The sequence below is a fragment of the Frankia sp. CeD genome (assembly GCF_000732115.1).
Classification (GTDB): Bacteria; Actinomycetota; Actinomycetes; order Frankiales; family Frankiaceae; genus Frankia; species Frankia casuarinae.
On record NZ_JPGU01000006.1, the window covers coordinates 132,480 to 155,654 of the forward strand.

The following is a 23,175-nucleotide window of genomic DNA, read 5'->3' on the forward strand; positions in this document are numbered from 1 at the left end:
ATCCATCCTCCTGATTCGCCACTGTGCCGCCGCGGCGTGTCCAGCTGCCGCGGCGTGTCCAGCTGCCGCGGTGTGCCGCCGTCTCGAGGACCCACGACGTCGCCAACGTCATCGTCCGGTTCCCGCGTACACGATCGCCCCGCCGTTCGGGTCACCCAGGTCGAAGGCGCCGTGCACGGCCCGCACGGCGAGCGGGAGGTCGGTGTCGCGCACCACTACTGAGATGCGAATCTCAGAGGTGGAGATGATCTCGACGTTGACCCCCGCGTCGGCGAGGGAGCCGAAGAACCGGGCGGACACCCCCGGGTGCGACTTCATCCCCGCGCCGATCAGCGACAGCTTGCCGATGTGGTCGTCGTAGAGGGTGCGCTCGAAGCCGATCTCGCTTTGGACCTTCGTGAGCGCGGTGAGCGCGGTACGTCCATCCGCCTTGGGCAGGGTGAACGAGATATCCGTCCGCCCCGACCCGGCGACCGAGCCGACCTGAACGATCATGTCCAGGTTGACGTCGGTGTCCGCCACGGCCCGGAACACCGCCGCCGCCACCCCGGGCTTGTCCGGGCATCCGACGACCGTCACCTTCGCCTCGCTGAGGTCGTGCGCGACCCCACGGATGATGGCCTGTTCCACGAGCTGTTCCTCCGGAATCTCGGTGACCCACGTGCCCGGCTTCGCAGAGAAGGACGATCGGACATGCACGGGGACGCTGTAACGGCGGGCGTACTCGACGCACCTCAGCATGAGGACCTTCGCGCCGCACGCCGCCATCTCCAGCATCTCCTCATAAGAGATCGTGTCGATGCGGCGGGCGTCGGGGACGATGCGCGGGTCGGCGGTGAACACGCCGTCTACATCGGTGTAGATCTCGCAGGCGTCTGCTCCCAGCGCGGCAGCGAGCGCCACCGCGGTCGTGTCCGAGCCGCCTCGACCGAGCGTGGTGATGTCCTTCGTGTCCTGGCTCACACCCTGGAAGCCCGCGACGATCGCGATGGCGCCGGAGTCCAGGGCGGCGCGGATCCGCCCGGGGGTAACGTCGATGATGCGCGCCTTGCCGTGCACCGAGTCGGTGATGACTCCGGCCTGGGAGCCGGTGAACGAGCGGGCTTCGGCGCCGAGGGTGGTGATCGCCATGGCCAGCAGCGCCATCGAGATTCGCTCACCGGCGGTGAGCAGCATGTCGAGCTCCCGGGCGGGCGGAAGCGGCGAGACCTGTTCGGCCAGATCGAGAAGTTCGTCGGTGGTGTCACCCATCGCGCTGACCACCACGACGACGTCGTTGCCGGCCCGCCGGTTCTCCACGATTCGCTCAGCGACTCGTTTGATGCGGTCCGCGTCGGCAACGGAGGACCCACCGAACTTCGCGACCAAGAGCGCCATGGCAGCCAGGTTACCGAGCGCGGCCGCTGACCGAGCGCGGCCGCCCGTCGCCCTTGCTCGGCGGCCTTGCCCGGATCTGGTCCGGTGTCCCTTTTCCGCCGCCGGGACGATGTCGCCCCGGCGACGGGGTGCTGGGCGTATTCCTTCCGGTGTGCCAGGGTGATGACATCCGCACGACCGGCTCACCCGTATGACCGACTCACCCGTACGACCGGCTCACCCGTATGACCGACTGCGACGCACGCGGTCCACGCGATGGTCCCCGACGCCGAGGACCAGCTCAGGAAGGACGATCCTCAATGGCAGTCAGCCTTGCCAAGGGCGGCAACGTCAGCCTCACGAAGCAGGCCGCCGAGGCCGGCACCCCCCAGCTCACCGCGTTGAACGTCGGGCTCGGATGGGACGCCCGCACAACCACCGGGACCGATTTCGACCTGGACGCCTCTGCCATCGGCGTCCGGGCGGACGGCAAGGTCCTCAACGACGGCTACTTCGTCTTCTTCAACAACCTCGCGTCCCCCGAGGGGGCGATCACGCTCACCGGTGACAACCTGACCGGACAGGGAGAGGGGGACGACGAGTCCGTTATCATCAACCTTGCACTGGTTCCAGTCGACATTGACCGGATTATCGTTCCGGTTTCCATCTACGACGCGGTGAACCGGAACCAGAACTTCGGCCAGGTGCGCAACGCCTACATCCGCGTGGTCGACCAGGGCGGAAACGAGCTGGTCCGCTACGATTTGTCCGAGGACTACTCCACCGAAACCGTCGTCATCTTCGGTGAGGTCTACCGCAACGGCGCCGACTGGAAGTTCCGCGCCGTCGGCCAGGGCCACAATGACCTTGGTGGTCTGGCTCGTGATCATGGCGTCAACATCTGAGCTACCCGAGCGGATGCGTGCCTGGCAAGTAGTCGCTCCCGGGCCGATGAGCACCCGCCCGCTGCGCCCGGCCGAGCTGCCCGTGCCCCGGCCAGGGCCGGGCCAGGTTCGGGTCCACGTCGACGCCTGCGGAGTCTGCCGTACCGATCTGCNCCTCGCCGAGGGTGATCTCCCGCCGCACCGACCGCGCACCGTGCCCGGACATGAGGTCGTCGGACGGGTCGACGCGGTTGGCGAGGGGGTGAGCGGCGTGCGCACCGGGGACCGGCTGGGCATCGCCTGGCTGGCCTCGACCGACGGGACCTGCGGGTACTGTCGGCGCGGAGCGGAGAACCTCTGCCCGGCCTCGACCTACACCGGATGGGATGTCGACGGCGGATACGCCGAGTACGCCTGCGTGCGCGCCGACTATGCCTACCGGCTGCCCGACGGCTACAGCGATGCGGAGCTTGCCCCGCTGCTGTGCGCCGGCATCGTCGGCTACCGGGCGCTGCGCCGGGCGGAGCTGCCGCCCGGCGGGAGGCTCGGCATCTACGGGTTCGGCGCGTCCGCCCATCTCGCCGCCCAGGTGGCGATCGCACAGGGCGCCACCGTCCACGTGATGACGCGCTCGGCGCGGGCCCGCGAGCTTGCTCTGGAACTCGGCGCCGCCTCGGCGGGCGAGGCGTATGCCGCACCGCCCGAGCCGCTGGACGCGGCCGTGCTCTTCGCCCCGGTGGGTGACCTGGTGCCGGTGGCGCTCGCCGCGCTCGACCGTGGCGGCACGCTGTCCATCGCGGGCATCCACCTCAGCGACATCCCGCCGCTCGTTTACTCCGACCATCTGTTCCAGGAACGGTCCGTACGCAGCACGACCGCCAACACTCGCGCCGACGGTGAGGAGTTCCTGGCGATCGCCGCCGAGCACCGGCTCGCGGTGACCGTGTCGCCCTACCCGCTGTCCGCGGCCGACCGGGCCCTCGCCGACCTCGCCGCCNACCGGGTCACCGGCGCGGCCGTGCTGCTGCCCTGACCGTTTTGCCTGTCCTGTCGGTGCCGGGCCTTCCTGCCGATGCCGGCCCTTCCGGATCTGGTTCGTANATCCGGAAGGGCCCGGGATCCGGAAGGGCCCGGAGGTTTGGCGACCTTGCCGGGGGATGCGCGCTGAGCTTCCGCGTTCAGTCGCCGCGGGTCGCGAGTCGGCGCAGGAGTAGGGTGCCCGCGGTGGTCAGTACGGCGGCCGTCGCAATCTCGCGCGGCAGGCGGTGTCGGGCCTCGTTCTGGATCGCTTCGTGGAAACGGTCGAACCGGCTCGGCCAGGGACTCACCCCGACGAAGTACCGGCCCACCTTGTCGGTGTCCGGTAGGCAGGCACCGGTCATGCCGGCGAGGACGGCGAGTCGGCGCCCGGCGGGGGCGGACGCCGTCAACAAGGCCATGGCCGCGAGTCCCGCCACGCCGNCCTTGCGTGCGATCGGCAACCATTCCGGCTCGGTGTTCGGACCCGTTCCCCAGTGGGGCAACGCGTCCATGACCAGGTGTGAGACGAAGCCGGCGGCGAGGGCGGACACCGGGTGCCGGATCGCCATGCCCACGAAAGCGCCCGCCCCGACATGTGAACTGATGATCATGCTTCAGGACCTCCTGGTGGCAGACGGACGGCAGAGCGTTCGCCGGGTACCCCCTACCCTGACGTCCCGATTGGAGGATGCGTACCGCGGGGTGATGGTGGGGCCTTCCGGTGGTCACCATCAGTGGTCGCCCGGTGGTCTCCGTGTTTGGGGGCGCGGGTACCACCGCTCCCGGGATCGGATCCGGGTGTCCGATGCTCGCGCGAAGGTGCGCGCGGACGCCGTCCCACCTTTCTCTGGATGCTCTTGCTGCCGCCCGTCTCGATGCGTTCGTCGATGCTCCGGCCGATTCCCACGCCGACGCGCGAGCCGACGAATTCGTCGAATGCCCGCGCAGATGCTCGGGCGAATGCGCATCATGGGTAGATCGGCGCGCCTCGTAGCATCTGGGCGCGTAGCGGAGCGACTCGGCGGCAATCCATGGATGAAGGGCTGCTGTAGCGTGAAGGAGATAACTCAGAGTGATCAATTTTGAGGTTTGGGTGGCGTTGGTGCGGGAAGCTACCGGGATGTCCTCCGGTGAGGATGGCGGTTCGCCGGGCGGTCCGGGGCACCGCGGCGGCGTGGGTCCGGGGCACCGCGGCGCTGGAGACCTGAGCGGTGTGGATGGATAGGCGCGTCCGTGATCTACGCATGTGCCACCTACCAGCCGTCTGCGACCTGGCCACGCCGGTGCCGTCGGGGGTGGTCGTCTCCGTCGCGTGGCGGCTGGAAGGGGCCGGGCGGATCATCGGCGGCATGGTGCCCCGCGGCCATCCGGGGGCTGGCCCGCAGGGTAAACGGGTCCTGCACGGTGAGGGGATCTGGGCGGCCGAGATGTATCCGCGGGACCGGGAGATCGCGGCGGAGGCCGACCTCGTCGAGCCGGGTTCGGCGGCCCGGCCGGTCCGGCTGGTGGTGCACGGCTCCGACCGGGACATCATCGGCTATCTGGATCAGCCCTGCCTGCCGGCCACCCGACTCGCCCGGCTCACGACCGGGCTGCGCCGGGACGCCCGTCAGGTCAGGGTCCGGGCGGCCGGGCGGGTCTGGTGGCTACGGGCGACGAACGTCTTCGGAGTACAGGTCGTCCGGGATCCCGAGGTACGGATCTACCGCACCAGAGGATTACACGCCGTGTTCAGTGCCGAGGCCGACCACCTTGACGTCAGCGTGGTCCTGCTGGCCCTGGCCTCGATTCCCAGCTCGGCTTATGCCCCCATCCTGGGGTTCTAGCGGCTGCAGCGGCCCCGGCGGACCCGGTGGCGGACCGGCGGACCCGGTGGCGGACCGGTGGAGCCGGGTGGCTTCGGGGTGGGACCGGGTGACAGCAGGCCGGGGTGTCAGGCGCTGACGACGCGGCGTCCCTCGAAGGCGCGTCCCAGGGTCACTTCGTCCGCCCATTCGAGGTCACCGCCCATGGGCAGGCCGCTGGCGAGGCGGGTGACCTTCAGGCCCATCGGAGCGATCTGCCGGGCCAGGNAGGATGCGGTGACCTCACCCTCGGTATTCGGATCGGTGGCGAGGATCAGTTCGGTCACCGTGCCGTCCGCCAGGCGGGCGACGAGTTCCCGGATGTGCAGGTCGTCGGGACCGACACCGCCGATGGGATTGATCGCGCCCCCGAGCACGTGGTACCGCCCCCGGAACTCGCGGGTGCGTTCGATCGCCACGACGTCCTTGGGTTCCTCGACCACACAGATCGAGCTCGGATCGCGGCNGGGATCGGAGCAGATCCGACACAGTTCCGACTGCGCCACGTTGAAGCAACTCCGACAGAACTGGACCTTCTCCTTGACCTCGGTCAGGGCGGTGGCCAGCCTGCGGACGTCCACGGGGTCGGCGGCCAGCAGATGAAACGCGATCCGCTGGGCACTTTTGGGACCGATGCCGGGCAGCCGCCCGAGCTCGTCGATCAGATCCTGGACGATGCCCTCGTACACCGGTGCCGCCGGTTGTCAGCCGAGCCCGGGAAGGCCCGGGCCACCCGGAAGCGGGCCTCCGAGGCCGCCACCGGACAGCAGGCCACCGAGTCCACCGAGTCCACCGAGTCCACCGAGTCCGTCGGCGCCACCCGGACCTGCCGGGCCGCCCGCGCCGAGGCCACCGGTGATCGCGTCCATCCGGTCGGCGGCGAGCTTGTGGGCATTCGTGGTCGCGTCACGGACCGCCGCGAGGATCAGATCCGCGAGCGTCTCAGTGTCCTCGGGGTCGACCGCCTCGGGGCTGATCGTCAGATCGACCAGTTCCCCGCCGCCGTTGACGGTGGCGCGGACCAGGCCGCCGCCGGCCGTCCCGTCCACCCGGGCGGTGGCGAGGTCCTCCTGGGTGGCGAGGATCGCGGCCTGCATCTTNTGCGCCTGTTCGAAGAGCTGCCCCAGCGCCCCGCCCCCGGCGGAGGCCCCACTCCCGGCGCGGTTCTGTGGGTTAGACATGTCGATGAGCCTACGTCTCCTTCAACCGGACGAGATCTGTTCCTTCAGCCGGACGAGATCAGCCGGACGAGATCTGTTCGATGATCGTGGCACCCAGTCCGCTCCGTAGCAGGGACACGGCGGCCTCCTCGCCCCCGCGGGCCCCGCCGGGACCGGACGGGACGGCCTCGTCGTCGAGGGACGGCTCGTCCTCGCGCCGCGGACCCGGCTCGTCCCCGGCGGGAGGTGCGCTGGCAGCGGCGGCGACCCCGTTCGCCGGTCCGGGCGACGAGCCGTCCCGGCCCGTGGCGGACCAGGGCCTGTCGCCCTCGGGGCCGGGGCCGCCCTCGGGGCCGGGGCCCGGGCCGGTGGAACCGTGCCCGGCGCCGTGGGAGTCGCCGTGTTCGCGGGGGTCGCCGTGTTCGCGGGGGTCGCCGTGTTCGCGGGGGTCGCCGTAGCCGTCCGGGCCGCGGCCGGGGTCTGTCGTGCCGCCTTCGGTTCCGTCGGTGGAGCCGCCGTAGCCGTTCCCGGTGTCGGGGGACANCCCCGCCGGTCCGCGCATCTGGCCGGGCATGGCTCGGGGGGATCCCGGCGAGACGGCGCGGTTCTCGGCGCCGACGGGCGGATCCAGCCGCGGGCCCCAGGAGGGGCCGGAGGATTGTCCTGCCGGGCCGGCGGCCCGTGCCGGCGCCGGTGCTGGTGCCGGTGAGCGGGATGCTCCCGCCTGGCCGGTGGGCCCGGGGGCTCCGCCCGAGCCGGCGAACCCCGAGGCCTTGGAGGGACCGGGCGGGCCGGAGTAGCCACCGCCGCCCGGACCGGGACCCGCTGCGGGCCGCCCGCTGCCGCGACCAGATCCGCCCGCGGGAGCGACGGTGACCCGCCAGGTCCCGCCGAGTCTCTCCGCCAGCACCGTACAGAACAGCTCGGCGTTGTTCCCCTGCCCGAACATCCGGCCCATCGTCGGGGTGGCGAAGGCCAGCACGACCTCGTCGCCCCGAACGTCGGCAACGGTCGCGTGATCCTTCAGGATCGCATGCGTCTTCCGGCTGTGGCGGCCGGCGAGCGCGAGAAGCTCGTCCCACAGCATCCGCAGGCCGGCGGCGTCGATCCGCCCGGTCCCGGGCGTGCCGGCCGTGCCCGGAACACCTGCCGGGCCCGAGGGGCGATCACCCGACGTGAACGCGGGACCCGGCGAACCAGGCTGGGGGCCCGCCGCCGGTCGAGACACCGGTCCGGTCCGAGCGGATGCCCGGACTGCCAGCGGCATGGGCTCCGGGTCCGCGGCGGGCGGGTGGACCGGCGCGGGAGCCCGGCCGACCGGCAGCGGGGCCGGGGGGCCCGGCTCCGNTTCTNCCCCGCCGAGCACGGCCCGCCGTTCCAGCCGCTCCAACCGGGTGAGCAGCGCGGCCGGGTCGGTCGACGCCGTGGGCAGCAACGCACGGGCCATGATCAGTTCCAGTATCAGCCGTGGGCTCGCCGTCCCCCGCATCTCGACCAGGCCGTTGTGCAGGACGTCCGCCGTCCGGGACAGCTCGGCGGGGCCCATCCGGGTGGTCTGCGCCCGCATCCGGTCGATCTGGTCGGGGGAGAAGGATTCCAGCAGGCCGCGGGCGTCCGCGTCCGGAACGGCCGCCATCACGATCAGGTCGCGGAACCGGTCGAGGAGATCGGTCGCGAACCGGCGCGGGTCGTGACCGGCGGAGACGACCTTGTCGACCACGGTGAACAGGGCCGCGCCGTCGCGGTCGGCCAGCGCGTCGACGGTCTCGTCCAGCAAGACGCCGTCGGTCATGCCGAGCAGCGCCACCGCCCGGTCGTAGCGCAGGCCGTCGTCGTCCGCGCCGGCCAGCAGCTGGTCGAGAACGGACAGCGAGTCGCGAACCGATCCGGCGCCCGCCCGCACGATCAGCGGCAACACGGCTGGATCGACGACGACCCCCTCCCGGGCGCAGACCGACGCCAGATGTTCGCGCAGCACGCCCGGCGGAACCAGCCGGAAGGCATAGTGGTGCGTCCGGGACCGGATGGTCGGGATGACCTTGTCCGGTTCGGTGGTGGCGAAGACGAACTTGAGGTACGGCGGGGGCTCCTCGACGACCTTCAGCAGCGCGTTGAACGCCGCCGCGGTCACCATGTGCGCCTCGTCCACCACGAAGACCTTGAACCGGGCCGACGCAGGGGCGAAGAACGCCCGCTCGCGCAGGTCACGGGCGTCGTCAACGAGACCGTGCGACGCGGCGTCGATCTCCGTGACGTCCATCGAGGCGCCCGTCCGGATGCCCACGCACTCGTCGCACACCCCGCAGGGTTCAGGGGTCGGGCCCTGGACGCAGTTCAGCGAGGCGGCGAGGATCCGGGCGGAGGAGGTCTTGCCGCAGCCCCGGGGGCCGCTGAAGAGATAGGCGTGGTGCAGCCGACCGGTGCGCAGGGCCTTGCGCAGCGCGTCGGTCACGTGCTCCTGGCCGACGACCTGAGCGAACGTCGCGGGACGGTAGCGGTTGTACAACGCTGTGCTCACTGACCTGCTCCGCGTGCTCGACGAGACGATCGGCGAAACGAGAGGACCCCCCGCACACCCGCCAGAGCCCGCTTACCCTTGCTGCCTTCCGGCCCTGGGGGGGTTCACGAGGGTAACGCCGCACGAGGGGTCTGCTGTGCAGTCTAGCCCGTGATGGACGATCATGAATTCCGAGGTCTGCCGGGCGGCACGGCGGCAGGCCCGGCGCCCGGCCCCGCAACGATCAGATAGTCTCATCCACGGAGGATTCGCCTAGTGGCCTAGGGCGCACGCTTGGAAAGCGTGTTGGGGGCAACCCCTCGCGAGTTCGAATCTCGCATCCTCCGCCGTTTCGCTGTATTCCGGCAATTATGATCAAGGCTCCTGACCTGGGCGGATTCCGGGTCGGACACAGGGTCACCATCCTCCGATGATCGTTGTGAGAGTCCCGTGAGAGTCCGGCGTGTGCGGGGCACCGCGGTAGCCACCGCCTCGGCGGCCCGCTGGCCGGACGACCGCATCAGGTGGACGTAGAGGTTGCCGGTGATCGCGGTGGAGCTGTGCCCGTGCCGCTTGGACACCAGCGTGATGTCGACACCGTTGCATGTGAGCGTCCAATGGTGCTCTCATGCCGCCTTGCCTCTCGGCGAGGCGCCCCGAGTCTGATCGGCCGAAGCCGCGCTCGGTTCCCGCTTCTTAGCCACCTGCCCGCTTGCGCGGGTCTTACGGTCGTCTCCACGGGCGTTTACCGTCTCCGACGCACTGGCGGCGACGAGGTTGTGCAGGTTGATTGCGGCGTTGTGGTCGCGGTCGAGTACCAGTCCGCAGGACTGGCAGGTGAACGTGCGCTCGGACAGCGTCCGCAGGCGCGCCCCGCGCGGCGATCGCGGAGGGAGGCCGGTGGTCTCCAACGTCGACCGCGCTCGACCGGTACACCCGGCAGACCGACCTCCGCAGGAACCACCCGCTCCGCAACGTGGCGATCCGACCTGCCCCTGCACGACGTCCAGGACGCCGCCGGCCACGCCGACCCGCGCACCACTCAGCGGTACAACCGCGCCCGGCACCCCGCCTACGCCCTCGCTGGACACCGCGCCGGCTGACGGTCACCGCTGCCGTGACACTCTCTGAGCTCGCGGTGCTGGATATGCCCGTCCGTAGGCTCTGAGGAGGGCTTCCCGCTCCGCCGGAGTCGCGCCGCGAAGCACCACGATCAGCCCCAGCAGCCAGACACCGCGGTACAGCGCCTCGGGTACCGCGGTCATCAGAACGATCAGAAACACGGGGTTCCTCCCTTTAGCCAGACCACTCCCTTGTGGAGCGGACCGACCGAGGGCGACCCACATCCGTTCATATCGACGATCATCCGGCTACGGCAAATTATTGATCTTGAAACANCAAGATCTATGANCTTCTATTGATTGACCCGCTATGTGACTGAGATCACGCGATTGGGGGCCGGGGCTGCGGGTTCCGGGCCGGATTCCGGTTCGGGACGGAGCGGCGAATACGCCTTCCCGTCCGTGTCCATCGCAGCGAACACGTTGACCTTGTGACGGATCAGCCCGGCGCGGGCGTACAGGTCATCCATGGCTGTTGCCTTCCTGGAGGATCGCGATCAGGCGCGCTAGGTCATCGCGGGACATGTGCTTACGGAGAGCGGCAGCGNCCGCGGTAGGCGAGGAGACGACGATCCGCGGGTGCCGCCAGCCCATTTCCCGCGCGGCGGCATTTGCGGACATCTGGCCACCGACGACCCTCGCGGCCAGATCTGCGGCCTCGGGATCCGTTACTGCATCTGCGCGTCGCACACCGACGCCGTGACGCTGCCCGCCCGCTATGGGCAGAACGGGCGCCGCCGCGGTCCCTATGGCCGCGGAGCACGCGGTAGGCATGCAGAAAGGCGCGGCTCAGACGTTCGTTCCGGACGTCAGTGCCGGGCGTTGCGCTGCCGCGACCGGTTCGCCGAGTTCCCGGACCGCCGGCATCGTTCCCCAGCGGGCATCCAGGGTGCGCCAGGTCTTCGCGGCTGGTCCGACGACCCACGAAGTCCGCTGGTCTCCGACCGCCTCCAACGCACTGCGCGTCGCAGCGGTGGCCCGTTCCGGGTCCGGTTCGGCCCGGTGCAGGTAGCTGCGGGCGAGGGCGTTGTAGGAGCCGCCGAGGTTCGCCGACCGGCCGCTTCCGAGGTAGGCGTCGACGGCGCGCTGCGCGAACTTCTCGGAGGCCGGGTCCCGCAGGGTGGCGAGGATCGCCGCTGTCTGAGCCACGGCCTGGCCTTCATCGATGCGGACCTCACCGGGCATGACGGGTCCGTTCCACAGGTGGTCCCACATGTCGTCTAGCGCGGCTCGCGCGGTCGACTCGTCGCCCCCGCGGGCGGCGGACCGCGATTCGCAGGCGGCCAGCATGGGCCGCGCGTAGGGGTGCGCGTCACGGCGCCGCTCCGCGGCCACGCTCCGCGCGCGATGCGGATCATTCCGGAAGTAGGCGAACGAGCTGTCCGACCGCGGCGACGCAGTCGGACAGGAGCCGGTCGCCGGCTTCCTGGGCGTGCTGACCGGCAAGATCGAGATAGGTGTCGGAATCCTCCTGCGCGCCGAGGTCGTTGGCGGTCAACGCGAGATAGATCGCGTACTGGCCGGCGCGGAGGTCCAACGTGGTCCGGGTCTTCCCTCGCACCCGGCGATCGAGCATCTGCTCGACGGCCATCCACTCCCGTTCGGCTTCGGCGGCGAGCTCGGCCGGCGGGGTGACGATGTAGGCGCGGGCGATGCGGTTGATGTTCGCCTCGATCTCCCGCAGCGTCGGGGGGCGATGGCGGCGGCGGCCGCGATCCGTCCGGAGATCTGGGCGGCAACGGCAGCGGCTCCGAGCAGGCCGACTGTTCGGCCAGGACGTCGAGCACCGCGAGGCCCTGAACCTCAGCGACGAGCAGGTGAAGATCCTCACCGAGGAGTGCACCCGCTACCAGGGCACCGCCGACACCAACGTCCGCCAGATGGCGCGGACCGTCGCGCTCGTCCACCACCTCCTGTACGGCGGCACGCTGCCCGCGACCGAGCAGATGGAGGAGATCGACCGCCAGCTCGTCCAGTGGGCGGCGCTCGCGCTCGAACTCGCCCGCGCCCAGGTCGCCGGCACCTACCACGGGATGAAGGCCCTCACCCCCGACCAGCTCACGCAGCGCGCCGCCCTCCACCAGGGCGGCGAGCTCCATCCCCCGCGAGCCCTCACCGCCCACTGANCCCCNCCGCANCCNCCCGCAAGGAGAACAAGTGACCNCCNCCCTTGCCCCACCGCCGATCGACCGGCTGTCGCTGGAGCTCACCGGCCGCTGCCAGCTTTCCTGTTCCCACTGCTACGCCGACTCGGGCCCGGCCGGCGGGCACGGGCCGATGACCGCGGCCGACTGGGCGGAGGTCATCGACGCTGCCGCCGAGCTCGGGGTCCGCCTGGTGTCGATGATCGGCGGTGAGCCGACGTTGCACCCGGCGCTGCCCGAGTTTGTCGGCCGGGCGCTCGACACCGGCATGACGGTGGAGATCTTCACCAATCTGGTCCGGATCCCGGATGGCCTCTGGCCGACACTGACGCGGCCTGGGGTACGGATGTCCACCAGCTACTACACCGCGGGGCGGCGCCGTCGAGGTGCACCGGGGGCGGATGTGGCGGGGCATGGNGGNGCAGCGCCNGNTCCTGCTCGACGCGTCCCNCGGCCGNTATGTGCTCTACCTCGACGACGATGTGCTCTGCGAGCCGGCCCTCGTGGACCGGCTGCTCGCCGCCATCCGCATCCTGCGCTGCGGCTTCGTCGGCACCCCACCGCAGGGGCTGAGCCACGTCACGGACGTGCGGCCGCACGAGCAGAAACCCTTCGAGACCGTTACCGACGCCGCGGACGTCCGGCCGGAGCGGGTGCGCAAGGGCACTCCCGGCTGGGAACGCTGGCGGTTGCACAACGCGGCGANCCTCNCCCACANCNCCGCCGACCTCGCCCGTCGCGGCCGGCTGCCGGCGGGCGGCTGCCACGACCGCACTGAGGCTCCGCCGGTGCAAAAGTCACGGCTAGTGACCTGCGCCGGGTCGACCGGTGCCGCCGTGGGACGCCGTGGGCCGTGGCCCGCAGGCCGCGGGAGACCACGTTGTGCTGGGTGTTTCCGCTTCCGGCGGGCGGCCGCCCCGGCTAGCGTCCAGCGAGTGTGCAGTCGGACCGGCAGACGGGGCATGATCATGGAAGACGGGGCGTGACCATGGACGATGACCCGTTTCTCGACTGCCCACGGACGGATCATGGTCATGGGAGGCGGGCGACATCCCGAAGCGCAGGTGCGGCATGGGCGACGAGTCCGATCGACGGCGGTTCCTCCGGCTGGCGGCGGGGGCATCCCTGCCACCCGGGCTGTTCATGGTCCGGAGCGGGCGAGTGATCCCGAGAGTGATCGCGTCCGAGGACGTCCTGAACCACATCGACGTCCGCATCGAGCAGATCACCGGGGCGTACGAGCGGACTCCGATCGGCGCGACGAGCGTGTACCTACGCCGGCATCTGCCGGCCGTCCGCTCCCTGCTCGCCGAGGGCGGGCACCCGACCGCCGTCGACGCCCGCCTGCACCGCGCCGCCGGCCGCCTGGCCGCCCTGTGGGCCACCACCCGCCACGACCTCGGTGACATCCCCGGGGCGACGGCCGCGTTCGCCGAGGCGTTCGGCCACGCCGAGGAGGCGCGGGACCGGACACTTCAGTGCTGGGTTCGGCTGTGGCAGAGCTCCCTGGCCCGNAAGTCCGGCCGCCTGACCTCCGCCCTCGCGCTGGCCCGCGCCGCCACGTCCCACGTCGGTGCGGGCTCGCCGGCCGCCAGCCGCGCCGCGGCGATAGAGGCCCGTACCCTGGGCGCGCTCGGTGAACGGGCGGGCGTGCACGAAGCGATCAATCGTGCCTGGCGCATCCAGGGGACGCTGAGTCGCGCGCAGTCGGGTAACCCCGGGTTCTCGATCGACACCCTGCACATGCTGACGCTCGCCGAACTGTCCGCGGCAGCGTACGTCGAACTCGGCCAGCCGGACGCGGCATCGGTCTATACCGACGCCTCGGTGCACCATCTCGATGTCGCCGGGGCGACCGGCCTGCGGTCGATGGCGAGGATCGCCGCGGCTACAGCGGCCCTGTACCGCCACCACGTCGACGAGGCTGAAGCGCTCGTCACCGAGGCACTGGACATCTCCGAGCACCGGCCGAACGCCGTGATGGTCACGCGGACCCACCGGTTCCTCGCGGACGCCCGGCGGATCGCCGGGCGGCGCCAGGGCACGAACAACATCGCCGAACGCCTCGACACCTGGACGTTGCCGTCGTTGCCGTCGTTGCCGAGGTAGCCGTCGTTGCCGAGGTAGCCGCCGGTGCCGCCGGCGGTCACCCCGCGCAGGTGTCCTGGTAGGGCAGGCCGGGAATGTGGAAGCTCCACGCCGACCGGTCGAGCCCGCCCTGGGCCTCGTGGCAGGCGTACTCGACGACGCCGTTGCGGCGGAACGCGTCGACCGCGGCGAGCCGCCACAGCCGGACGGTGCCATCGTTGCCGCCGGAGGCCAGCGTCCCGCCGTCCGGGGAAAACGCCAGCGACAGGACGGAGCGGGTGTGCCCGGTCAGCGGCTGCCCGATCTGCCGCGGCGGGGTGACGCTGGTATCCCAGAGCCATACCCTCCGGCCAGATCCGACCGCGGCCAGGACCTGCCCGTGCGGGGAGAAGGCCACGGCCCGGACCGGTCCGGGGTCGGCGAGAAGGATGCTGGGCGGCCGGGGCCGATCCGGGGCGGTGACATCCGCCAGCATGATTGATCCGTCCTGGCCGGTGGCTCTGAGGCGCCCGTCCGGGGAGAACGCATCCCACGGCGTGGGGAGGGCCGCGGCGGCGTTCACACGCCCCCGCAATTGTGGCCGGTCTGGGTCGGTGACGTCCCACCGCAGCACCGTCCCGTCGACGCCGGTCGCGTCGAGGTTCCGGCTGTCCGGCGAGAACGTCACCGACGTGATCCCGCTGTGCTGGCCGGTGAGGGGCGGGTCGATCCGACGATGTTGACCCTCCGTCACATCCCACAGCACGACCGTTGCGTTCGCGCCGCCGACGGCCAGGATGCGTCCATCCGGGGAAAACGCCACCGAGGTGACGGGATCGCCGCGGCTGGCGAGTGGGTTCGGGTCCTCGGCGAGGGTTTGCAGCAGGTTCGCCCGGCTGTCGGCGCCCCTGTCGGCCTTACCGCCGGCCGCACCACCGGTACCGGGGTCGATGTCCTCGGCGGCGATGGCGAGTCGTAACGCGCGCACCTGGTCCGTCGCCCGCGCGGCGTCGGCGTCGGCGAGCAGGGTGTGAGTGATCAGGGCGTGCCGCGCCCGTTCGGTGGTGCGCTGCGCCCGTTCCGCGGTGCGCTGCGCCTGCCGGGCGGTGAGGGACTGCCAGGTGGCGACCGCGGCCCCGACGACGGTGAAGACGAGGAGCACGGAAAGGACAGCGATGACCTGCTGGCGGCGTTGACGTTCGTGACGTTCCCGGCGGCGGGCCGCCTCGACGCGCGTACGTTCCTGGCGACGGGCTTCCTCGATCCGCTGGTCGCACGCGTCAATGAACCTCCGCCCGGCCGGTTTGAGATGGACCACCGGCTCCTCACCGGCGCGGAAACGCTCATAGGACTGCCACAGCGTCGTGATGGCGGTGGTCAGCCGGTCCTCGTCCCAGAGCGGGCCGTCGTTGTGCTCCCACTCGGCGGCGGCACGCTCGACCTTGCCCTCACTGAGCAGGGCGGCTTCCCGTTCCCGGATGACGGCATCCAGTGGCTTCCAGGCGGTCAGCAACGCCTCGTGGACGACCCCGACGGCGGTCCCCAGGCTGTCGCTGGGGGTGGACAGCAGCCATTGGTTCACGAAGACCTGGAAGGTTCTCCGCAACGCGTCGGACGGCAGGTCCTTGAGGTCGATGCGTCGGCGGGTCCGCCGACCGGCCTCGTCGAGCGTGGCGAGCTCGGCCATGCCGACCAGGATCTCCTCCCGGCCCAGCCCGCTCGTCTCCACGGCGTCGTCGAGGACGGCGTCGGCGCGGCGGGCCAGCGCCCCCCGCACGCCACCCAGCTCGTGGTACCGGTCCATCGACAGGGTGCCGCCGCGGGTCTGGTCCTTGGCCAGCTCATGGAGCGTGAACGCCAGCAGCGGCAGCGCCTCGCCGTCCTCGGTGTCCGCGACCATCCTGGCGACCAGCTCCGGCTCCACGTGCAGGCCGGCTACCCGGGCCGGCTCGGTGATGACGACCGGCAGCATGTCCCGGGCCAGCGGGCGGAGGGGGAAGACGTGCAGGTTGACCCCGCCCTGTTCGGGGGGGCCGCTCAGTTCGGGCAGGGCGAAGACCTGGTCCTGGAACTCGGAGCGAAGCGCCATGACCACCCGCACGGGACCGGTGACCCCATGCCGCAACAGGGTCGCCAACCGGGCCCGTTCCTCTTCGTCCGATCGGGTGAACAGCTCCTCGCCCTGATCGATGATCAGTAGCAGCAGGCTGTCCCGCACCGGGCCGGAGCCGGCCGTCAGAAGTTCCTCGGCCAGCCCCATCAGGGCCAGGTCGTCCTCCCTGAGCTGCCGGTCGATGTCGGTGACCGCCCACTGCTGGCCGACACGCCTCGCAGCCTGGGTCAGGGTGTGGGCGAGCTTGCGGACCGGGTCCCGGCCCGGCCAGAAGGGGTCGGCCACCTCCCAGCCGGGCTCGCCCGCCAGCTGGGCCGGCAGGCCGGCGGTGACCAGCGACGACTTGCCGCATCCGGAGGCGCCGACCACCAGTAGCAGACGCTGTTCACCGAGGGAGCGTAGCCGGTGGGTGAGTCGCCGCAGCTCGTTGCCGCGCCCGTAGAACACCTTGGCCATGTCCCGGGTGAACGGCCGCAGACCCGGGAACGGGGACCGGTCGTCCGCCCAGCCCAGCCCGCCGCCGGCCTCGACGCGCCGCAGCCCAATGTTCAGGTTGTCGGCCCACCCCGGATTCTCGTGCAGGTGAACGTGCTGCCGGTCCTCCAGAAGCGGGGAGGTGACCGTCGGCTCCACGCGCAGCGGCAGCAGCAGGCTGCCGACCTCGTAGGCGATTCCCAGTTCGTAGGCGCACCACGGGGAGGCGTTGTAGGCGTTGGTGATGACACAGACCACGGCGTCGGCGGCTCGCAGCTCGCGGTGCAACCGATCCTTCCACATGTCGCCGGGCTGGACGCCCACCCGGATGTTCTGAGCGAGGAACACCCGGTGGCCAAGAAGGGTCAGCGTCTGATGCACTCTGTCGGCCAGCTCCGCGTCGGAGCCCGCATGGCTGACGAAGACTCGTGCCACCATCGCCCCCAGGACTCGCCGCATTTGCCGCGCACATTCTCGCGGACATTCTATGCGCCGCTTGTCCTACCTCCGGCAGGCGGCATGGATACTCGTCGGCGCCCGGTCGCAACCGGTCCCGTCGGCGCCCTGGAACGATCCCGCCGCATCGCCGCGAGATATCACCAGAAGGGCCGGGACGGCAACCTCGTCGCGTCGAAAAAATGTACTTTACCCGTTATCAAATTTCCGGTGTACGGAAAGTAAAGGGGGAATGGCTGGATGGTTGTGGCTGCCCCCTTTTGCGCTGTTCCCGTGCCTCCGGCACGTTTCTTACTGCAACGATCACACGATTAACGATCGTACGGTTATTGTGTGGTTATTGCACAGAGATTGCTTGTTTATTGGGGTGGCGTTGAATCGGGTCCGCCGAACGTGGACCGTCCACTGGTTCCCGGGCCCGATGTGGCTCCTCTGGTACGTGGATCGGCGGTGAGGNGGCCTGATCGGCACGGACAGCCGGCCCGGTCCGCGCCGATCGGTTGCGAACCCCGTGCGGGGGGATGGTGGTGTCCGTACCATCCACGCACGCCATTCTCACCGACGATCTGGATCTCACCGACGATCCGGGCGAGTTGGGCGGCGCCAGGGATGTCGTCGAGCTGGGAGGCCTCCGATGATGACCGTCGCACAGTCCCATGTCCGGCTCTCCCGCGCCGCCGGGTGGCGCAGGCCCGACGACGTGGTCGTGGTCGCCCGGCCGACCCGATGGGGCAATCCCTTCGACCAGCGCGAGTGGGGGCGGTCCGCGGCGGTAGAGCTGTACGCGGCGTGGATGACCGGCAGTGGGCCGGATGTCCGGTACGACCGGTCCGGTCGCCGCTACTCGCGGTCGGAGCGGCTCGCCGAGTTGCCCGACCTGGCTGGTAAGCGGTTGGCCTGCTGGTGCCCGCCGGGCGAGCCCTGCCATGCCGACATCCTCGCAGCCCTTGTCGCCGAACGGGTGCGATGAGGGCGACTGTGAAAGCACCGTCCAAACGCCGGGCCGCGTGAAGATTGCCCCGCGATACGACACGTGTCCATCGTGCTGTCGTAGGACGCGTCGGCTTGTCCGGCGGTCCGGTCGCACGCCTGGGACCACTTCATGGCATGCTCGGTTTCGATGGCATGAGGATGTGTCAGCCGTTCGTCCCCCGGGACGGCGGGTCTGGGCACCTTCCGCGGCGTCCATGGGGTATATGGATGGACGCCCGGGCATGTCGTCCCGTAGGCCGGGTCCTCATCGTGGAGGTTTGTTGTGAAGCGTGTCGGAGCGATTGTTCTGTTGGTTGCCCTGGTTGGTGGCGGGTTCCTCTTCCGTCGTCAGCGCGGCAAGCAGGACGCGTAGCCTCGCGTCGTCCCTCGGGTCGCGGGAGATCACCCGACCCGGGCGACTTGTGACGGTCCGCGACGAGCCGGTGTGAACTCGGGGTTGACCCGGAAACGCCGGTGTTGCGGCGGGGTGAGCTGCCCGATGTCCGGGCATGGCCGACCCTAGACTCCGCCTGTGCATCGGTTTGACGCGCAGGCTGCCGACCTCGTCCGCGCGATATGTGACTTTGCCCGCGTCCGGCTCGGATTCGATCCGGTACCGCTGGACGCGCCATTGTCATGGGACGAGTTGGCGGCGGCGGTGGGATCCACGATCACCGCCGAGGGCATCGGTGGCCGTCGCGCTCTCGAGGTGTTCGACGAGGAGCTGTCCCGCGCCTGCATCTCGACGGATCATCCCCGCAATCTCGCCTTCATCCCGGCCGCCCCGACTAAGGCGGCTGTATTGTTCGATCTGGTGGTCGGGGCGTCGTCCATCTACGCGGGCAGCTGGATGGAGGGCGCGGGCGCGGTCTTCGCGGAGAACGAGGCGCTGCGATGGCTGTCGGACCTCGCGGGCTTCCCCGCCTGCGCCGGTGGGCTGTTCGTACCGGGGGGCACCGTCGGCAACCTGTCGGCGCTGGCCGCCGCCCGGCATGCCGCCCGGAGCCGGTTGACCGCCGCCGGTCGGCCGACTCCACCGCGATGGCGGTTCGTCTGTGGGGCCGAAGCGCACTCCTCCCTCTACCAGGCCGCCACGGTGCTCGACACCGAGGTCGTCGTCGTGCCGACGGATGACGCCGGACGACTGACCGGTCCGCTGTTGGCCGAGGCGCTGGACCGGCTCGCCGAGCAGGACGGCGCCCAGGCCGTCGACGGCGTGTTCGCGGTGGTGGCGACCGCAGGGACCACCCAGTTCGGCACCGTCGATGACATCCGCGGGGTGGTGGACGTCTGTCAGGCCCGCGGGCTGTGGGTACATGTGGACGGCGCCTACGGGCTGGCCGCGCTCGCCGCCGCATCGACCCACTCTCTCTTCGACGGGATCGCCGAGACCGACTCGTTCATCGTCGATCCGCACAAGTGGCTGTTCGCGCCGTTCGATGCCTGCGCGCTGGTGTATCGCGATCCGGCGGTGGCCCGGGCGGCGCACGGCCCGCAGCGGGCCGGCTACCTCGAGGTCCTGGATTCGGCGGGGGCCTGGAACCCGTCGGACTACGCCATCGGGCTGTCCCGGCGGGCCCGCGGGCTGCCGTTCTGGTTCTCGCTGGCGACGCATGGCACCTTGGCCTACGGCCGGGCCATCGAGTCCACGCTGGCGACCGCCCGGGCGGCCGCGCTCCAGATCGCCGCGCTGCCTTACGTCGAGCTGGTGCGGGAACCGCAGCTGTCGATCGTGGTGTTCCGTCGGCTGGGTTGGCAGGCCGCGGACTACCAGCGGTGGAGCGAGAACCTGCTGCGGGACGGTTTCGCGTTTGTTCCGCCCACCGTGCACGAGGGCGAGACCGTCGCCCGGTTCGCCATCGTCAACCCGCGGACCACCGTTGACGACATCGGCGCGATCCTCGCCACGATGGCCTGATCCTCGCCGCGATGGGCTCCCTCTCCCCGCCGTCCGGTCTCCCCGCCGGCCCGGTGCCCGGGCTTGATCCTCCGGGACCGCTGTGCGGGCCCGGCCAGCACGCGAAGAGCGAGACGTGCCGCTAGGGCGGTGGAGGTGGGATTTGAACCCACGGAGGGGTTGCCCCCTCACACGCTTTCGAGGCGTGCGCCCTCGGCCACTAGGCGACTCCACCGCGGACTAGCCTACCGGACGTCGCGAGAGTCCGGTTCGCCGGGGTGTGTAGGGGTCCGACGGCGCCGAGGCTGCGGCCCGTCGCCCCGAACCGGGCGAGCGTGGCGGCGGTGTGCCGGCTAGCGCCCCGCCGGGCGCCGGCGCGCGGCGAAGAACTCCGCCAGGAGGGCGCCACACTCGTCGGCGCGGATCCCGGCGACCACTTCGGGTCGATGATTGAGCCGCCGGTCCCGCACCACGTCCCAGAGCGAGCCGACCGCCCCGGCCTTCTCGTCAACCGCGCCGTAGACGAGGCGGTCCACCCGGGCGAGCACGAGGGCCCCCGCGCACATGGTGCAGGGCTCCAGCGTGACCACGAGGGTGGCTCCCGGTAGCCGCCAGGAACCCGTCCGGCGCGCGGCCGCCCGCAGGGCGATCATCTCGGCGTGGGCGGTGGGATCGGCGCCGCGTTCCCGCTCGTTGTGCCCGAGCCCGAGCACCGTGCCGTCCTCGGTCACCACCAGGGCACCCACCGGGACGTCGGCGTGGTCCGGGGCCAGGCGGGCCTCGCGCAGGGCGAGCCCCATCGCCTCGTGGAAGCGGTCCGGTCCGGGCGGACCGCTCAGCCGGGCGGGAGCGCCCGCCCGGGGGTACTCGTCGGGATCGGTCATCCCGGATCAGCGGGCCGGCGGCGCGGGACCGAAGCGGTGGGCTCAGCCACGTGCGTCATCGAGGATCTCCCCCGCCCCGGCCCGTTCGCTGAGCGCGCTGATCACATCGCCTGGCAGCATCCCCTCCTCGCCGATCAGTTCCAACAACGCCTCCGCGGGGGTGCCCAGATCGCCGAGTAGATCGAGATCGCCCACGGGGGCGGCATGGGTGACGGCGGACGCGTCATCCTCGTCGTCCGGGGTGGTCAGCCCCGCCATCGAGGGCAGCGCGTCGGCGAACAGGCGTTCGGCGAGGTCGGAGGTCACCAGGACCCGGCGATCGGAGAGGAAGACCTGCGGATCCGGGTCGTCGGGACACACCCGGACCACCGCGAGGTACTCGTCGTCCTCCTCGAGGAAGGCGACGACGGGGCCATCACCCAGATCCCGCATCATGTCGGTGAGGGCGTCGAGGTCGTCGACGTCGGCCGGGTCGAGATCGTGCACCGACCAGTGGCCGTGTACCCGCGCGATCGCGATTGCCTTCGTGGTCACTGTGCGCCCTCACGTCCCTTCTGCAACCGCGCGGCGGACCCGGGCCGGCCGTGCCGGTCCGGGATGCCCGCCCGGCGCGGCCCCCGGTGGCCAAACCGGCGCACCCGCGCCGACCAGCCGTGTTCCGCCTGTGATTCTCACCTGTGGGGGCGGCCGTGGGTATTCCGGTTCACCCTGTCAGGTGAGTTCTACCGCGATGCCGCGTCGATTCCGCGACGGTGGTCCGGTCGACACCTTCCCCAACGGACTATGGGTAACGCCAGCTCACGTGAGGTAATGTCCGGGCTGGAACAAACCCCCGTCCGGGGCGCTACCGGGTGGTACCGGGCCGATGACCGGGGACTGGACCGGGATCTATCGGAACAGAAGACGGGGCGGGCTTCGCCGCCCGGTGCCGTCGTGGCACTGTAGAAACCGCGATGACGACATCAATCCCCCGCCGGTTCACCGCCAGGACCCAGGCCGCGCTCGCCGTTGAACGCCTGGCGGCCGAGGCGTCACGCCGGCTCGGCCGTGGTTCCGGCGAGATGATCGGTGGCAAGCTCGCGCTGCGGGTATCCCCGGCGGCGCTCGCCGAGGTCGGCTCCCACCGGATGACCGCCTGCGTGTCGGGCACCAACGGCAAGACCACCACCACGAGGCTGCTTGCCCGGGCCCTGGGCACCCTGGGGCCGGTCAAGTCGAACAGCGGCGGGGCGAACATGGCGCCCGGGGNGCTGGCCGCGCTGTCCCGGCCGCCGTTTGACGCGGCGGCGGCTCTCGAGGTGGACGAGATCTGGCTGCCGAAGGTGGCCAGGGAGATCTCGCCGCGGGTGGTCCTGCTGCTGAACATCAGCCGTGACCAGCTCGACCGGTCCAACGAGACGCGGCGCATCGCCGCCATGTGGCGCGAGCTCGGCTCGGAGCTGCGCGACACGACGGTGGTCGCGAACGTCGATGATCCCCTGGTGGCCTGGGCGGCGGCGGGCTGGCACCGGCAGGTCTGGGTGTCGGCGGGGCAGAACTGGACGGCGGACGCGATGGTCTGCCCGCAGTGCGCCCGGCTGCTACACCGCAACAGCAGCGGCTGGTGGTCCGAGTGCGGGCTGGCCAGGCCCGAGCCGATCGTCGCGGTCACCGGCTCCCGGGAACTACTCTGGTACGGCCGCACCATCGAGGCCCGGCTCGATCTGCCCGGACGGGTGAACCTCGGCAACGCGGCGATGGCCGCCGCCGCGGCCCGGGAGTTCGGCGTCGAGATCGAGGATGCGCTTGCGGCCATGACCGGCCTGGGCGATGTGCAGGGTCGCTATCAGGAGGTGGCGCTCGGCGAGGAGGGCCATCGAGGCCGGCTGCTGCTGGCGAAGAACCCCGCTGGCTGGGTGGAGATGATGGAGCTGTTGGCGGACGCGCCGCCGCGGCCTGTCGTCATCGACTTCAACTCCCAGACCGCTGACGGGCGGGATCCGTCCTGGATCTGGGACGTGCCGTTCGAACGGCTCGCCGGCCGGCAGGTGCTGGTCACCGGGGAGCGCAAGGAGGACATGAGCGTGCGGCTGGCCTATGCGGAGGTGCCGCACAGCGTGTATGCCAGTGCGCGGGACGCGGCCCTGGCCGCCAACGAGAAGGTGGTCGACGTCGTCGCCAACTACACGGCGTTCCGCGATCTGCTGGTGAGGTCCACGCAGTGAGGTTGTGCGCGTGGCTAGGTTGTGCACGTGGCTAGGTTGTGCACGTGGCTAGGTTGTGCACGCGGCGAGGTTGTGCACGCAG

20 protein-coding genes, 2 tRNA genes, 1 other RNA gene and 1 pseudogene are annotated in these 23,175 nt (G+C 70.9%); 10 read left to right on the top strand and 14 right to left on the bottom strand.

All coding sequences use genetic code 11. From position 1 onward, the window contains the following. Positions 1-108 precede the first annotated feature (108 nt). Entirely contained in the window at positions 109-1,377 is a 1,269-nt protein-coding gene (locus CED_RS06450; RefSeq protein WP_011434729.1) for an aspartate kinase, read from the bottom strand. A gap of 299 nt (positions 1,378-1,676) precedes the next feature. On the opposite strand from CED_RS06450, the gene CED_RS06455 reads away from it, so the two are divergent. After that, positions 1,677-2,261, top strand: a complete 585-nt coding sequence (locus CED_RS06455) for a TerD family protein (protein ID WP_011434730.1) — start codon at positions 1,677-1,679, stop codon at positions 2,259-2,261. A 13-nt stretch (positions 2,262-2,274) separates the two neighbouring features. Next, the gene (locus tag CED_RS06460; protein ID WP_035909166.1) at positions 2,275-3,273 is read left to right on the top strand and encodes a zinc-dependent alcohol dehydrogenase family protein; all 999 of its coding nucleotides are present in this window, start codon (positions 2,275-2,277) and stop codon (positions 3,271-3,273) included. Between the two features lie 145 nt (positions 3,274-3,418). Here the strand turns inward: CED_RS06460 and CED_RS06465 are convergent, their stop codons facing one another. After that, positions 3,419-3,871, bottom strand: coding sequence for a hypothetical protein (locus CED_RS06465; RefSeq protein ID WP_035909168.1), 453 nt, complete (start codon positions 3,869-3,871; stop codon positions 3,419-3,421). Positions 3,872-4,477: 606 nt separating this feature from the next. Between CED_RS06465 and CED_RS06470 the strand changes: the two genes are divergently transcribed. Beyond that, positions 4,478-5,086 (top strand): hypothetical protein, encoded by a 609-nt coding sequence (locus CED_RS06470; RefSeq protein WP_023840124.1) that lies wholly within the window; start codon positions 4,478-4,480, stop codon positions 5,084-5,086. Between the two features lie 107 nt (positions 5,087-5,193). On the opposite strand, the gene recR is transcribed toward CED_RS06470, so the two are convergent. The 4 genes from recR to ffs form a co-directional block, all read right to left on the bottom strand. Then, a complete protein-coding gene (recR, locus tag CED_RS06475; protein WP_035909169.1) occupies positions 5,194-5,793 on the bottom strand; it encodes a recombination mediator RecR in 600 nt (199 codons plus the stop codon). 15 nt (positions 5,794-5,808) lie between these two features. Then, entirely contained in the window at positions 5,809-6,285 is a 477-nt protein-coding gene (locus tag CED_RS06480) for a YbaB/EbfC family nucleoid-associated protein (RefSeq protein ID WP_035909171.1), read from the bottom strand. Between the two features lie 58 nt (positions 6,286-6,343). Next, on the bottom strand, positions 6,344-8,782 hold the full coding sequence (locus tag CED_RS06485; protein ID WP_035909174.1) for a DNA polymerase III subunit gamma and tau: 2,439 nt from the start codon (positions 8,780-8,782) through the stop codon (positions 6,344-6,346). Between the two features lie 38 nt (positions 8,783-8,820). Beyond that, positions 8,821-8,917, bottom strand: an RNA gene (gene ffs, locus CED_RS21835) — signal recognition particle sRNA small type. A 106-nt stretch (positions 8,918-9,023) separates the two neighbouring features. Between ffs and CED_RS06490 the strand changes: the two genes are divergently transcribed. Then, positions 9,024-9,108, top strand: a tRNA-Ser gene (locus tag CED_RS06490). 279 nt (positions 9,109-9,387) lie between these two features. On the opposite strand, the pseudogene CED_RS06495 reads toward CED_RS06490, so the two are convergent. From CED_RS06495 to CED_RS24630, 4 genes and pseudogenes are all read right to left on the bottom strand, one after another. Then, positions 9,388-9,621: pseudogene (locus CED_RS06495) on the bottom strand (zinc ribbon domain-containing protein); the annotation flags it as partial. A 246-nt stretch (positions 9,622-9,867) separates the two neighbouring features. Further along, on the bottom strand, positions 9,868-10,044 hold the full coding sequence (locus CED_RS24215) for a hypothetical protein (protein ID WP_023840122.1): 177 nt from the start codon (positions 10,042-10,044) through the stop codon (positions 9,868-9,870). A 627-nt stretch (positions 10,045-10,671) separates the two neighbouring features. Beyond that, on the bottom strand, positions 10,672-11,217 hold the full coding sequence (locus CED_RS24625; RefSeq protein WP_023840119.1) for a hypothetical protein: 546 nt from the start codon (positions 11,215-11,217) through the stop codon (positions 10,672-10,674). A gap of 19 nt (positions 11,218-11,236) precedes the next feature. Further along, positions 11,237-11,473 (bottom strand): hypothetical protein, encoded by a 237-nt coding sequence (locus CED_RS24630; RefSeq protein ID WP_023840118.1) that lies wholly within the window; start codon positions 11,471-11,473, stop codon positions 11,237-11,239. 61 nt (positions 11,474-11,534) lie between these two features. Between CED_RS24630 and CED_RS06505 the strand changes: the two genes are divergently transcribed. The 3 genes from CED_RS06505 to CED_RS06520 all read left to right on the top strand — a co-directional run bounded on the left by CED_RS06505 (position 11,535) and on the right by CED_RS06520 (position 14,135). Next, the gene (locus tag CED_RS06505) at positions 11,535-12,008 is read left to right on the top strand and encodes a hypothetical protein (RefSeq protein ID WP_011434739.1); all 474 of its coding nucleotides are present in this window, start codon (positions 11,535-11,537) and stop codon (positions 12,006-12,008) included. A 31-nt stretch (positions 12,009-12,039) separates the two neighbouring features. Next, positions 12,040-12,804, top strand: a complete 765-nt coding sequence (locus CED_RS25090; RefSeq protein WP_235186933.1) for a radical SAM protein — start codon at positions 12,040-12,042, stop codon at positions 12,802-12,804. A gap of 293 nt (positions 12,805-13,097) precedes the next feature. Next, positions 13,098-14,135, top strand: coding sequence for a hypothetical protein (locus tag CED_RS06520; protein ID WP_023840116.1), 1,038 nt, complete (start codon positions 13,098-13,100; stop codon positions 14,133-14,135). 37 nt (positions 14,136-14,172) lie between these two features. Here the strand turns inward: CED_RS06520 and CED_RS06525 are convergent, their stop codons facing one another. Beyond that, on the bottom strand, positions 14,173-17,139 hold the full coding sequence (locus CED_RS06525) for a TIR domain-containing protein (protein WP_235186934.1): 2,967 nt from the start codon (positions 17,137-17,139) through the stop codon (positions 14,173-14,175). A gap of 631 nt (positions 17,140-17,770) precedes the next feature. Here CED_RS06525 and CED_RS06530 point away from each other — a divergent pair. Together CED_RS06530 and CED_RS06535 are read left to right on the top strand one after the other, a co-directional pair. Beyond that, a complete protein-coding gene (locus CED_RS06530; protein ID WP_023840114.1) occupies positions 17,771-18,106 on the top strand; it encodes a DUF4326 domain-containing protein in 336 nt (111 codons plus the stop codon). 534 nt (positions 18,107-18,640) lie between these two features. Next, on the top strand, positions 18,641-20,026 hold the full coding sequence (locus CED_RS06535; RefSeq protein WP_011434745.1) for a pyridoxal-dependent decarboxylase: 1,386 nt from the start codon (positions 18,641-18,643) through the stop codon (positions 20,024-20,026). A 127-nt stretch (positions 20,027-20,153) separates the two neighbouring features. Here the strand turns inward: CED_RS06535 and CED_RS06540 are convergent. From CED_RS06540 to CED_RS06550, 3 genes are all read right to left on the bottom strand, one after another. Then, positions 20,154-20,240: transfer RNA gene (locus CED_RS06540), tRNA-Ser, on the bottom strand. Between the two features lie 118 nt (positions 20,241-20,358). Further along, positions 20,359-20,889 carry a tRNA adenosine(34) deaminase TadA gene (gene tadA, locus CED_RS06545; protein WP_011434746.1) on the bottom strand — a complete coding sequence of 177 codons (531 nt, stop codon included), beginning with the start codon at positions 20,887-20,889 and terminating at the stop codon, positions 20,359-20,361. 42 nt (positions 20,890-20,931) lie between these two features. Then, a complete protein-coding gene (locus CED_RS06550) occupies positions 20,932-21,423 on the bottom strand; it encodes a tRNA adenosine deaminase-associated protein (RefSeq protein WP_011434747.1) in 492 nt (163 codons plus the stop codon). A 419-nt stretch (positions 21,424-21,842) separates the two neighbouring features. Here CED_RS06550 and CED_RS06555 point away from each other — a divergent pair, with 419 nt between their 5' ends. Further along, entirely contained in the window at positions 21,843-23,093 is a 1,251-nt protein-coding gene (locus CED_RS06555) for a MurT ligase domain-containing protein (RefSeq protein WP_035909181.1), read from the top strand. The last annotated feature ends 82 nt before the right edge of the window (positions 23,094-23,175 follow it).